Origin of the sequence: Jiella sp. M17.18, assembly GCF_041027365.1 — a bacterium.
GTDB lineage: Bacteria > Pseudomonadota > Alphaproteobacteria > Rhizobiales > Rhizobiaceae > VKMB-3413.
The window spans coordinates 73,452-86,164 of the sequence record NZ_JBFTEH010000011.1 but is presented as its reverse complement, the minus strand read 5'-3'; the positions used below and the strand labels follow the sequence as shown (position 1 = coordinate 86,164).

The window sequence follows — 12,713 nt, the reverse complement described above, 5'->3', positions numbered from 1 at the left end:
TGGCATGAGCGACGATACCTTTTTCCGCGAGGTCAGCGAGGAACTGCGCCAGGATCGCGTGCGGTCCCTGTGGACGCGGTTCGGCATCTATGTCCTCGCCGCGGCCGTTCTCGTCATCCTGATCACCGCCGGCGTCATCGGCTGGGAACACTATCGCGCCGAACAGGCGAACGCGGCGGGCGATCGTTATCTCGCAGCGCTCGATCTCGCGCAGAACGGCAAGAAGGACGCGGCGATCGCGGCGCTGCAGAAGATTTCCGCCGATAACACCGGACCCTATCCGGACCTCGCGCGCATGAGCATCGGCTCGGTGCTCTCCGACGAGGGCAAGAAGGCGGAGGCGGTCGCCGCCTTCGACAAGGTGGCGAAGGATCCGAACGCGCCGCAGGCCTTGCGCGACATGGCCGACATCAGGGCCGCCTACATCCTCGTTGACACCGGGTCGCTCGCCGATGTCCGCAGCCGTGTCGAGCGCCTGACCGGCGACAGCGATCCGCTGCGGTTTCCCGCGCGCGAGGCGCTGGCGCTCGCCGCCTGGAAGGCCGGCGACATCGACACCGCGAAGCCGCTCTTCGAACAGCTCGCCGACGACACCGGCACCCCGCACGGCATGGCGACCCGCGCCCGGCTGATGCTCGACCTCATTTCCGGCGCCAAGCCGGCGGCGGCGGCCGGCGCTCAGCCGAAGGCTCCCGCGAAGGGCGCTGCGACGGCTCCGGCGGCGGGCGCGTCCAGCGCGCCCGCGCAGGTCGCGCCGACGACCAAGGCTGCGGGAACGGCCGGGACCCCTGCGTCGACGGTACCGGCCGCGCCTGCCGCTGCGGATCAGACGGCACCGACGACGCCCACCATGGAGCTTGGCCAGACCGGTGGTTCCGTGCCCGGCACGGCCGCTCCGCAAGCCGAGACCGCGCCCGCCGCCGCCAGCCAGCAGACCGCACCGGCCTCGGGCGCCGCCGACGCGGCGGCGAAGCCACAGCCGGCGGTCGCGCCCCAGTCCTCGTCGCCGGCTCCTGCCGCGACGGCCGGCTCTTCCGACGGAACCGCGGACAAGCCGGCGGCGCCGGTCAATCCCGCACCTGCACCGGCTTCGAACAACGGCGGCGCGGCTGCGCGGTCGACGACGAGCGGTGCGGCGACGACTCCGGCCGCGCCCGGCCAGACCGCGCCCCCGCAAGCCGCTGGCGCTTCGCCCGCGCCCGCCGCACAATAACGAACGAGGTGCCCGACGAACGGGCCCCGCAAGCCCCGAGGTCCGGCATGGTCACCATCGCCATCATCGGCCGGCCGAATGTCGGCAAGTCGACCCTGTTCAACCGTCTCGTCGGGCGGCGCCTGGCGCTGGTCGACGATCGGCCCGGCGTTACCCGCGACCGGCGCCCCGGCGAAGCCAAGCTGATGGACCTCGCCTTCGAGATCGTCGATACGGCGGGCCTCGAGGAGGCCGCCGCCGACACGCTCGAAGGCCGCATGCGGGCGCAGACCGAGGCGGCGATCGACGCCGCCGACCTGTCGCTGTTCCTCGTCGACGCCAAGCACGGACTCACTCCGCAGGACGCGGCCTTCGCCGATCTGTTGCGCCGCAAGGGCGGCAAGGTCGTGCTCGTCGCCAACAAGGCGGAGGCGCGCGGCGCAGCGGCCGGACTGATCGATGCCTACTCGCTCGGTCTCGGCGAGCCCGTCGGCATCTCGGCCGAGCACGGCGAGGGGATGGGCGAACTGCGCGACGCCATCGTCGAGGCGCTGGGCCCCGAAGCCTTTGCGGACGAGGACGAGGATGAGGCCGACGACCCGGCCGCCGGGGCAGCGCCGACCGCTGCCGAGGGCGAGGCGCCGGAGCCCGTCTATGATCCGACGAAGCCGCTCAGGATCGCCATCGTCGGGCGCCCGAACGCGGGAAAGTCGACGCTGATCAACCGCTTCCTCGGTGAAGACCGGATGCTGACCGGGCCGGAGGCCGGCATTACCCGCGATTCCATCTCGGTCGAATGGGAGTGGCGCGGGCGCAAGGTCAAGGTCTTCGACACCGCCGGCCTAAGGCGCAAGGCGCGCATCCAGGAGAAGCTGGAGAAGCTCTCGGTCGCCGACGCGCTGCGCGCCATCCGCTTTGCCGAGGTGGTGGTGATCGTCCTCGACGTCACCATCCCCTTCGAGCGCCAGGACCTGTCGATCGTCGATCTCATCGAGCGCGAGGGGCGGGCGCCGGTGATCGCCTTCAACAAATGGGACCTCGTCGAGGACCGACAGGCGCTGCTCGCCGATCTGCGCGAGAAGACCGGGCGCCTCCTGCCGCAGATCCGGGGGGTCAAGGCGGTCACGGTGTCCGGCGAGACCGGCGAGGGGATCGACCGGCTGATGCGCGCCGTCGCCGACACGCACGAGATCTGGAACAAGCGAATCACCACCGCCAAGCTCAACCAGTGGCTGGACAAGATGGTGGCGCATCATCCGCCCCCGGCCGTCGCGGGCCGGCGCGTGAACGTCAAATACATGACGCAAGTCAAGTCGCGGCCACCGACCTTCATCGTCTCGACCTCGCGCCCGGAAGCGCTGGGCTCGGCCTATACCCGCTATCTCGTCAACGGTTTACGCGACAGCTTCGGGCTCGTCGGCGTGCCGATCCGGCTCAACCTGCGCAAGTCGGACAATCCCTTTGCATCCAGACGCAAGCGCCCGTCTTGAAATGACCACACTCTGTTAACCAAAGAACAAGGTTAATGGGGGATCGTCATTGACAGATTTGGGATTTGAATGACAGGCGCGGGGGCGTAATGACGGCAGAGGGGCCGGTAGTGGGACGCCGAACGGGGCGACGTCCAGGATCGAAAGCATGGGCGCGGGTGTCGATCGTCGGGGCTTGCGGTCTCGCCGTCGTGGCGATGTCCACGACGCGGATTGCCCAGCGGGACTTTTCGTCCGAGGGCGTTCGTCTCGGCGTTGAACGCGCCGAGGCGTCCACGGTTCCGGGTCTTGCCCATCTGCCTGTCGCCGAGCAGATCGCCGCGGCCTCCAACGCCCATGCGGCGGTCGTCGCATCGGCGGATGTCTCGGGCGTCCGCGTCGTCGCACCGCCGGCTGCGATCCCGCAGGCGACGCATGTGGCGCGGGACGGCAAGGGCGGCCGCGTGCTCGCCGCCTCTCCCGACAGCCGGCTGCCGCCGCGCGGCTTCTCCGCCGGTTCGATCCTCGAGCGCCAGAGCCTTCTCGGCCCGCGCGTCGTCGGCGGCGAGGCGCGCATTCGCACTGCCTTCGCCAAGGTCACGCAGTCGACCAAGGACGCGATGACCGTCGCGATGAACTTCCAGCTGGTCGGCACGCCGCGCGACCTGCAGCCGCACAAGAAGCCGCTGAACGGCGACGACGCCGTGATGATGGCGTCGCTGAAGCCCGGCGTCTCCGCCACGCCGGCCAGCGTCGAGGGCACCAACGCGCTCGGATATGCCGAGGCCGGGCCGGAGACGCACACGTCCTCGCTGTTCGAGAAGATCCTGAAGCAGCAGCCGCAGGCCTTCATCCCGCCGGTGACCGGGGCCGACCACGACTGGGCGGCGACGCCGCTGCCGGAAAGCGCCTTCACCGCCAAGGAGCAGACCTGCCTCGCCAGCGGCATCTATTTCGAGGCGCGGGGCGAATCCTCGATGGGTCAGGCCGCGGTCGGCCAGGTGATCCTCAACCGCGTGCGCAATCCGGCCTTCCCGGACACGATCTGCGGCGTCGTCTACCAGAACAAGAACTGGCACAATCGCTGCCAGTTCTCCTTCGCCTGCGACGGTTCGCGCGACAAGATCCGCGACGCCGACGCCTGGGCCAAGGCGCAGCGCATCGCCGACGCGGTGACGAAGGGCGAGATCTGGGTCAACGAGGTCGGCTCGGCGACGCACTACCATGCAGACTACGTGCGTCCGCGCTGGGCGAGCGCCATGGAAGAGGTCGACAAGATCGGCAAGCACGTCTTCTACCGGACCTATGACGGCGGCTGGTAAGCCGCCCGTTCCCCCGCAGCGGCCGCGCACCGCTTCGCCTGCCGCCGGGGATTCCGGCCCGTCCGGGATTTCCCCCTCCGCCGGAATAGGCTAGAGCCCGCGTCGATGACAGACGTTGAAGGCGGGCGAAGCTCATGGCGCAGAACAAGACGCGACTCCTCGAAATCCTGAAGGGCCAGCCGGTGGTGCCGGTGGTCGCGGTCGAAACCGCCGAGGAGGGCGTCCAGCTCGCCCGCGCGCTCGCGGCCGGCGGCCTGCGGTCGATCGAGGTGACGCTGCGCACGCCCGCGGCGCTGGAGGCGATCGCGGCGATCTGCGACGAAGTGCCAGAGGCGATCTGCGGCGCCGGCACCATCCTGACGCCGAAGCAGTTCGAGGCGGTCGAGCGGATCGGCGTGCAGTACGTCGTCTCGCCCGGCGCGACGATGGAGCTGCTCGACGCGGCGAAGGATTCCGACGTGCCCTTCCTGCCGGGCGCGGCGACCCCGAGCGAGATGATGGCGATGATGCAGGAAGGCTACGAGGTCCTGAAGTTCTTTCCGGCCGAGCAGGTCGGAGGTGCCAAGCTCCTGAAGTCGATCGCCCCGGTCTTCCCCGCGCTGCGCTTCTGCCCGACCGGCGGCATCTCGATGGACAATGTCGGGTCCTATTTCGCGCTCCCGAACGTCGTCTGCGTCGGCGGCTCCTGGGTCGCGCCGAAGGACATGGTCGCTTCCGGCGACTGGGCCGGCATCACCCAGCTCGCCAAGGAGGCGAGCGCCCTGCAGCGCAAGGGCTGAGCGCGGGCGCATCCTCGGCCCCCGCGCGGGACGACGCGGTTTCCTCGCGGCACCCATTCCGCAACGACAGCGACATTGCCACCGCGGCAAGGATACGCTTATGTGGCGGAACGGAGAACACGTGGGGGGACTGCCGTGGCCGGAGTGACTGAATTCGATACCTCGCATGCCGCCGAGATGGACTATCCGGAGCATGAGAAGACCTACAGCCTGTTTCTCGGTCTGGTGAAATGGGGCGCCGTCGGCGTCGTCATCATCCTGATCGGCATGGCGATCTTCCTGCTCTAGCGGTCGCGGCGCCCTGCGCGCGGCAACGCGCCGGCAGTCGTCGACCCTGTCGACCTTCAGGAAAATCTTCGGAGCGGGAGGCGAGCGGCAGGGCCGCTTCCGCTCCGGGCGCGGGCTGCGGTGGGCACCGGCGGACTGCGGGAACCGAGGGAGGCGGTGCCGTTGAAGCTGTTCGTTCCGAAAGAGCGTGATCCCGTCGAGACGCGGGTTGCGGCCTCGCCGGACACGGTGAAGCGTCTGGCCGGCCGTGGCATCGCCGTCGTCGTCGAGAGCGGAGCGGGCGATGCCTCGCGCATCACGGACGCCGCATTCGAGGCGGCGGGCGCGGCGATCGGCTCGTCCGGCGATGCCGGCGACGCGGATGTCGTCCTGAAGGTGCGCCGGCCGACTGCCGACGAGATTTCCGCCTACAAGCGCGGCGCCGTCGTCATCGCCACGATGGATCCGTACGGTCAGGACGAGGCGGTGAGGTCCATGGCCGAGGCCGGCATCCTCGCCTTCGCGATGGAGTTCATGCCGCGCATCACCCGCGCGCAGGTCATGGACGTCCTCTCCTCGCAGGCCAACCTGGCGGGCTATCAGGCGGTGATCGACGCCGCCGCCGAATACGATCGTGCCTTCCCGATGATGATGACCGCGGCCGGCACCGTGCCGGCGGCCCGCGTCTTCGTCATGGGCGCCGGCGTCGCCGGTCTGCAGGCGATCGCGACGGCGAAGCGCCTCGGCGCCGTCGTCACCGCGACCGACGTCAGGCCCGCCGCCAAGGAGCAGGTCGAGTCGCTCGGCGCCAAGTTCATCGCCGTCGAGGACGACGAGTTCCGGGCGGCCGAGACCGCCGGCGGCTACGCCAAGGAGATGTCGAAGGAGTACCAGGCCAAGCAGGCCGATCTCGTCGCCTCGCACATCGCCAAGCAGGACGTCGTCATCACCACGGCGCTGATCCCGGGCCGCCCGGCGCCGCGGCTCGTGACCAAGGCGATGGTCGAATCGATGAAGCCGGGCTCGATCCTCGTTGATCTCGCCGTCGAGCGCGGCGGCAATGTCGAGGGCGCCGTGCCCGGCGAGATCGCCACGGTCGGCCCCGCCCGCATCATCGGCCACCTCAACGTGCCGGGCCGGATCGCCGCCTCGGCCTCGCTGCTCTACGCCAAGAACCTCCTCGCCTTCCTGGAGACGATGCTCGACAAGGAGAGCGGGGCGCTGACGATCGACTTCGACGACCAGCTGGTGAAGGCGACGCTTCTGACCCGCGACGGCAAGGTCGTGCATCCGGCCTTCGCCAAGGACGAGCCGGCACCGGCCGCGGCGGGCGCCGGGCCGCAAACCGAAGGGGGAGCCGCCTGATGGACCAGGATACCGCCCACCAGACGCTGCAGCGGCTGAACGATGCCGGCGCGGCGATCCGCGACGCGCGCCTCGGCGTCGAACAGATGATCGGCAGCCATGCCGTCCGTTCGGCGGGCGAGGCGGTCGCCGCCGTCGATCCCTTCGTCTTCCACTTCGCGATCTTCGTGCTCGCGATCTTCGTCGGCTACTACGTCGTCTGGTCCGTGACGCCGGCCCTGCACACTCCGCTGATGAGCGTCACCAATGCGATCTCCTCGGTGATCATCGTCGGGGCGCTGCTCGCCGTCGGCCTGTCGGCCTCGGGTCTGGCGACCGGGTTCGGCTTCGTCGCGCTGATCCTCGCCTCGGTGAACATCTTCGGCGGCTTTCTCGTCACCCAGCGCATGCTGGCGATGTACAAGAAAAAAGAGAAGTGAGGCGGTAGCGAGAGATGTCCGAAAGCACCGCCGCCTTCCTCTATCTCGTCTCCGGCGTCCTGTTCATCCTGGCGCTGAGGGGCCTGTCGCACCCGACGACCAGCCGGCAGGGCAACATCTTCGGCATGGTCGGCATGGCGCTCGCCATCCTGACGACGCTGTTCCTGGCGCAGCCGTCCTTCGGCGGGATCATCCTGATCGTCATCGGCATCGCCATCGGCGGCACTGCCGGGGCGGTCATCGCGCGGCGCATCGCGATGACGGCGATGCCGCAGCTCGTCGCCGCCTTCCATTCGCTCGTCGGTCTTGCCGCCGTCATGGTGGCGGCCGCCGCGCTCTACGCGCCGGAGGCCATCGGCATCGGCACCGTCGGGGCGATCCGCGGCGAGGCGCTGGTCGAGATGTCGATCGGCGTCGCCATCGGCGCGATCACCTTCACCGGCTCGATCATCGCCTTCCTGAAGCTCGACGGGCGGATGAGCGGCAAGCCGATCATGCTGCCCGCGCGCCACCTCATCAACATCGCGCTCGGCGTGGTCCTGATCGCGCTGATCGTCGGCTTCGCCACCAGCCAGAGCCATGCGCTCTTCTGGCTGATCGTCCTTTGCGCCCTGGCCCTCGGCGTCCTCCTGATCATCCCGATCGGCGGCGCCGACATGCCGGTCGTCGTCTCGATGCTGAACTCCTATTCCGGCTGGGCGGCCGCGGGCATCGGCTTCACCCTGCAGAACCTCGCGCTGATCATCACCGGCGCGCTGGTCGGCTCGTCCGGCGCGATCCTCTCCTACATCATGTGCAAGGGGATGAACCGCTCCTTCATTTCGGTGATCCTCGGCGGCTTCGGCGGCGAGAGCGGCCCGGCGGGGGGCGCCGATCTCGGCGACCGGACGATCAAGCAGGGCTCGGCCGAGGACGCCGCCTATCTCATGGCGAACGCCTCGAAGGTGATCATCGTGCCGGGCTACGGCATGGCGGTGGCGCAGGCCCAGCATGCGCTGCGCGAGATGGCCGACAAGCTGAAGGCCGAAGGCGTCGAGGTGAAATACGCCATTCACCCCGTCGCCGGCCGCATGCCCGGCCACATGAACGTGCTGCTGGCGGAGGCGAACGTTCCCTATGACGACGTCTTCGAACTCGAGGACATCAATTCCGAGTTTGCCCAGTCGGACGTCGCCTTCGTCATCGGGGCCAACGACGTCACCAATCCGGCCGCGCGGGACGACAAGTCCTCGCCGATCTACGGCATGCCGATCCTCAACGTCGACCAGGCGAAGACCTGCCTGTTCGTCAAGCGCTCGCTCGGCTCGGGCTATGCCGGCATCGACAACACCTTGTTCTACAAGGACAACACGATGATGCTGCTGGCCGACGCCAAGAAGATGGTCGAGGACATCGTCAAGGCGCTCGGCGACTGATCGCGGGCTGCGGCGGGCTCTCGGCGCGGAAAGGCCCGGCGGATCGTTTCCGCCGGGCCTTCCTCGTCTCGGACCAGGATCGGCGCACCGGGCCGCTTGCCCCGGCCGCCGCAGGTCACGCTTACTTCGGAACGACCGCGCCGCGACCGACCGGCGTCGCCGGGACGGCGACGGCCTTTTCCGGCGTCGGCACCGGCACCGCGGCCTTCAGTGTCAGCTTCGACACGCCGATGGCCGCGTTGATGCCTTCCTGCTCCTGGATGCTGATCGGCTGCAGCGTGTAGCCGTTGTCACCGCCGACGAGCACGTTCGCGCCGCCGCCGACGATCGCCGAGGCATTGGCCGTCGCGCCAGTATACACGCCTGCCATGGCCGCCGGCTTGAACGGGCTCGTGCCGGTCTCCAGCACCGCCCACTGCATGGTGGTGCGGCCGGTGACGCCGACGTCGAGGCCGAAGGTGTTGAGCGTGCCGGCATAGACCCGGCGTTTGCCGCCATTCGCCGGCGTGAACTCGCAGATCAGCTTCTTCGACGAGCCGATGATGAAGCCGGTCGAGCCCTTGCTGTGGCAGCCGAGCAGCCCGAGCTTGGTCGCGGCGGAGGCCTGTCCGGCGAACATCGGGACGGCGGCGAGCGCGGCCGAAAGAGCGATGGCGGAAAGCGCGGTTTTCATGGGGAAGATCCTTCTCAACTGTGACCACTTCGGCGGGGAAACAGGAGAAGGGGCCGGGAGGTTCCGACCGATCCCGGCCGCCGCCCGATTTGTGGCTCGGGCGCAACGGCTTGAATTTGTTTAAATCTTCCGATGCGGAAGGTCCGCGGGCGATGCGCGCCGGCATCGATGGACGCCGGCGGCTCGGTCAGCTGCTGGCGCTGGTGCGGGTCATGCCTTCCTTGGCGGGCTTGTAGTTCGGATCCAGCGAGACGGCATGGGCGTAGGAGGCGAACGCCTTGCTCTTCTCTCCGCGCCGCTCGTAGACGAGCGCCTGGTTGGTCCAGTACTCGGCCTTCGAGCCGTCGAGCCGGATCGCGGTGTTGAAATCGGAGAAGGCGTTGTCAAGGTCGCCGAGCGCCAGATAGGAGACGCCGCGGCCGGAATAGGGCTCGGGGGCCTTCGGATCGAGCGAGATCGCGGTCGAGAAGTCCTCGATCGCCTGCTTGTGCTGGCCGTCGATCTGATAGAGCAGGCCGCGATTGTGGTAGGCCCTGGGATCGGCGGTGTTGAGGTCGATCGCCCGCTGGAAGTCGGCCAGCGCCTCGCGGTAACGGCCCGCCACGCGATAGACGTTGCCGCGCCCGATATAGGCGGAATCGTATTTCGGGTTGATGGCGAGCGCGCGGTTATAGTCGGCGACCGCCTTGGCCGGATCGTTGATCTGCCGATACACCAGGGCGCGGTTGGCATAGGCCTGGTAGAAGTTCGGATCGAGCGTCACCGCCGTGGTGAAGTCCTTGATCGCGGCCTGATAGTCCCCGGCGCGGCCGTAGGCGGTGCCGCGCACATTGTAGCCCTCCGGGTTCTTCGGATCGGCGTTCACCGTGCGGGTCAGCGATTCGATGTTCTGCTCGGTGCCCTGGTTGCGGTCGAGCGAGATCGCCTGGACGGTCGGAAGCTCCGTGGTCTGGCAGGCGCCGAGCGTCGCGGCCGCCGCGAGCCCCGAAAGCGCCGCGAGGCTGGTGCGCCAGGAGCGGCGACGCGCCGCGCGGGCCGGACGGACCGGCGAGGCTTCGCTTGCGGGTCGGAGGGAAACGATGGTGTCGCTCTGGCGCATCGGCGAAAGGCTCTCCTCGGGTCGAAAGGGCGCATCGGCGGCGGGTCGCCGCGCAAGGCCGGGTGCATCGTCGCCTTGTCCCAGCGTCACGCGGGCAGCGTACACAACCGCTTCCGGCCATGCAAAAAGGCGGCGGGCTGATCGCCCGGCCGCCTCCGCTAGACTGCGATTCCGTCGAAAGAACGGCGACTTAGTGAGCCGTCCGGCCGCCGCCGACGAGGCCTTCGCGCTGCGCCCGCTTGCGGGCCAGCTTGCGCGCCCGGCGCACCGCTTCCGCCTTCTCGCGGGCCCGCTTTTCCGACGGCTTCTCATAGAAGTTCCGCATCTTCATCTCGCGGAAGATGCCTTCGCGCTGCATCTTCTTCTTGAGCGCGCGGAGAGCCTGATCGACGTTGTTGTCGCGGACGAGTACCTGCACCGGGTGTTCCGTTTCTAGGGTTTGCGAGGGGAGGGTGACAAACCTTACTCCTCTCGCGAAGACCGATCTTCGAAAGTGAAAACGCCGATAGCAGATCGGAGGGACGTTGTCGAGCGGGATCGGCAGGCTGTTCGCGCGCTCGCGGCAGCGCGGCGGCATTCGCTGCGCGACGGCGGTCACGCCCGTCGATCCGCCGGCTTGGCGCCGCCGCAGCCTCGCCGATCCTCAGGACGCTCCGGCAGCCTGGCGATGGTCCGCCTGCGCCGCCGCATCCCGCTCGTCCGCCTTGCGGCGGCGGGCGCGCGAGCCGGTGTCGAAGATGTGGTTCATCACCGCAAGGGCGAAGCGCGGGTCGGCCCGGTCCTCGGGAATGTCCCAGGCGTCCGGCGTGGTGGCGGGCGGCTGTCCGAGGCTGACCATCTCGGCTCCGAAGAAGGTGCCGCTGTCGGCCTTGGCCGCAGCCACCTTGGCGCGGAGTGCGGCGATGCGCGCGCCGAGATCGGACGGCAGCGGCTCGCCGGAGATGATCATGGCCCGCAGGGCGTCGGCGAAGACATGCGCCCAGTGCGCGCAGCCGCGAAAGCGGATGAGCGTCCGCCTCACCCGCCCCGGACGGCGCACCAGCTGCCAGTTCGAGCCGAGCGGCCGGGCAGCGGTCGCCAGTTCGTCGAAGCGCATGTCGATCTGGCGCGCGGTACGCAGGAGCTTCACGTCGCGCTCGCCTTCCGCGACGCGCTCGGCCGTCTCAAGGAGATCGTCGAGGGCCGCAAAGAAGCTCTCGACCGACTGCCGCGCCACCGAACTCGTGGAGCGCGAGAACAGCGAGAAGCTGACGAGGATTCCGGCCGCCGCGCCGATCAGCGTCTCCTCGAGCCGCAGCACCAGGAGCTGCGGCGTGAACTGGCCGAGCAGGCCGTAGAGCAGCGACACGACCAGCGTGATGAAGAAGGTCATCGTCGCATAGGAGACCTGGAGATAGTAGAAGGCGGCGAAGAGGAAGACGACGATCAGCCCGATCGAGAGATAGGTGTCGCCGGAGACCGCCGTCGCCAGTCCGATCCCGACGATGATCCCGAACAGCGTGCCGAGCGCGCGCGCCAGCCCGCGCATCGCGGCGTCGCCGCGCGACTGGGTGTTGGTGAAGACCAGGAAGGCGGTGAGGATCGCCCAGAACCAGCGCCGTTCGGAGATCCAGATGCCGCCGGTCATGGCGATTGCGGAGGCGAGCGTCACCTGGATCGCGGTGCGCACGGCGGGGTCGGAGAGGAAGCCGAAGCGCTGTCCGGCCGCACCGGCCGCCGGCGGTTTCGCGGCGTCGGGGCGAAAGGTCGACGGGGGGATGTCCCGCATGCTCGCCCGCAAGGTGGCTAGCGCCCGGTCGATGCGCCGCTCCCCGGCCGTCGCCTCGCTGCCGCGCGGCTGCCCCGTGCGGTCGTCGAAGGTGACGAAGAAGCGGGTCTCGGCGGCGAGCTGCAGATCGAACAGCGCGATGGCGAGGTCTTTGCGGCGTGCCTCGCCGGCCGCATCGGCGGACTTCTGCGGCAGGAAGCCCTCGGCGGTGATGATCATGTCCTTCAGCCGCGCCTCGAGCTTGACGATCTCGCGTGCGGTGGCGGGATCGATCGGGCCGCGGTCTTGAGCCTGGGCCAGCGCCCGGCGCAGCTCCGCCAGCCGGTCCTCGACCGCGGCGACGGCGACGGCGAAGTCCCAGGCGGGCCGTTCCGGCAGGACGGTGTTGCGCACGATGTGGGCGGCGGCGCTGGAGACGGCGATGGCGAGCGCCACGCCGCCGAGGTCGCCGAGGCCGGCATGCAGGTAGGCGCTGAGGAACGTCGCCATGAAGGTCGCCATGCCGACGGCGTTCCAGCGCGGGCCGAAGCGGCGGAGCCAGACGACGACGAAGATGACGACCAGGAACCAGGCGTCCACGAGATGCGGATGCGCGATCAGGCTGACCACCGTCACCGCCGAAAAGGCCGACAGGCCCGCATAGAGGCGCGACACCGCCCGCGCCTTGGCCCCGACATCGCGGATCGCCAGCGACCCGATGAAGGCGGTGATGATCCCGATGCCGTAGGCGGCGATGGTCAGCGGATAGACGAAATGCAGCCCCGCGAGGCACAGGGCGACCGCGACGATCGTCAGCGTGCCGCGCAGCGCCATTCTCAGCCGGGCAAGGCCCGGATCGGAGGCGGCCATGGTGGCAAAGGGTCGGATGCGCGGCAGCATGAGGCGGGGCGTCGATCTGCAAGTGGGCCGGCGAAGGTCGGGCGACGCCGTGATCTTGCCATCTAT

General features: G+C 69.1%; 12 protein-coding genes. 8 read left to right on the top strand and 4 right to left on the bottom strand.

All coding sequences use genetic code 11. The annotated features are described in order from the left end of the window. The first annotated feature begins 4 nt into the window (after positions 1-4). The 8 genes from AB5S17_RS18690 to AB5S17_RS18655 all read left to right on the top strand — a co-directional run bounded on the left by AB5S17_RS18690 (position 5) and on the right by AB5S17_RS18655 (position 8,228). Positions 5-1,213, top strand: a complete 1,209-nt coding sequence (locus AB5S17_RS18690) for a tetratricopeptide repeat protein (protein ID WP_369242196.1) — start codon at positions 5-7, stop codon at positions 1,211-1,213. A gap of 47 nt (positions 1,214-1,260) precedes the next feature. Further along, the gene (gene der / locus AB5S17_RS18685; protein WP_369242194.1) at positions 1,261-2,682 is read left to right on the top strand and encodes a ribosome biogenesis GTPase Der; all 1,422 of its coding nucleotides are present in this window, start codon (positions 1,261-1,263) and stop codon (positions 2,680-2,682) included. 158 nt (positions 2,683-2,840) lie between these two features. Beyond that, positions 2,841-3,983, top strand: a complete 1,143-nt coding sequence (locus AB5S17_RS18680; protein WP_369242192.1) for a cell wall hydrolase — start codon at positions 2,841-2,843, stop codon at positions 3,981-3,983. Between the two features lie 134 nt (positions 3,984-4,117). Further along, on the top strand, positions 4,118-4,762 hold the full coding sequence (locus AB5S17_RS18675; protein WP_369242190.1) for a bifunctional 4-hydroxy-2-oxoglutarate aldolase/2-dehydro-3-deoxy-phosphogluconate aldolase: 645 nt from the start codon (positions 4,118-4,120) through the stop codon (positions 4,760-4,762). 144 nt (positions 4,763-4,906) lie between these two features. Further along, a complete protein-coding gene (locus tag AB5S17_RS18670; RefSeq protein WP_369242188.1) occupies positions 4,907-5,050 on the top strand; it encodes an aa3-type cytochrome c oxidase subunit IV in 144 nt (47 codons plus the stop codon). A gap of 156 nt (positions 5,051-5,206) precedes the next feature. Continuing rightward, a complete protein-coding gene (locus AB5S17_RS18665) occupies positions 5,207-6,394 on the top strand; it encodes a Re/Si-specific NAD(P)(+) transhydrogenase subunit alpha (protein ID WP_369242186.1) in 1,188 nt (395 codons plus the stop codon). After that, positions 6,394-6,813: a proton-translocating transhydrogenase family protein gene (locus AB5S17_RS18660; protein ID WP_369242184.1), complete on the top strand. Its 420-nt coding sequence runs from the start codon at positions 6,394-6,396 to the stop codon at positions 6,811-6,813. The genes AB5S17_RS18665 and AB5S17_RS18660 overlap by 1 nt, the downstream gene beginning before the upstream one ends. A gap of 14 nt (positions 6,814-6,827) precedes the next feature. After that, positions 6,828-8,228, top strand: coding sequence for an NAD(P)(+) transhydrogenase (Re/Si-specific) subunit beta (locus AB5S17_RS18655; RefSeq protein WP_369242182.1), 1,401 nt, complete (start codon positions 6,828-6,830; stop codon positions 8,226-8,228). Positions 8,229-8,349: 121 nt separating this feature from the next. Here the strand turns inward: AB5S17_RS18655 and AB5S17_RS18650 are convergent, their stop codons facing one another. The 4 genes from AB5S17_RS18650 to AB5S17_RS18635 form a co-directional block, all read right to left on the bottom strand. Beyond that, on the bottom strand, positions 8,350-8,901 hold the full coding sequence (locus AB5S17_RS18650) for a DUF992 domain-containing protein (protein WP_369242180.1): 552 nt from the start codon (positions 8,899-8,901) through the stop codon (positions 8,350-8,352). 187 nt (positions 8,902-9,088) lie between these two features. Next, positions 9,089-10,000, bottom strand: a complete 912-nt coding sequence (locus AB5S17_RS18645) for a tetratricopeptide repeat protein (RefSeq protein ID WP_369242178.1) — start codon at positions 9,998-10,000, stop codon at positions 9,089-9,091. Between the two features lie 190 nt (positions 10,001-10,190). After that, the gene (rpsU, locus tag AB5S17_RS18640; protein WP_369242366.1) at positions 10,191-10,418 is read right to left on the bottom strand and encodes a 30S ribosomal protein S21; all 228 of its coding nucleotides are present in this window, start codon (positions 10,416-10,418) and stop codon (positions 10,191-10,193) included. Positions 10,419-10,643: 225 nt separating this feature from the next. Then, the gene (locus tag AB5S17_RS18635) at positions 10,644-12,647 is read right to left on the bottom strand and encodes an FUSC family protein (protein WP_369242176.1); all 2,004 of its coding nucleotides are present in this window, start codon (positions 12,645-12,647) and stop codon (positions 10,644-10,646) included. Positions 12,648-12,713 lie beyond the last annotated feature (66 nt).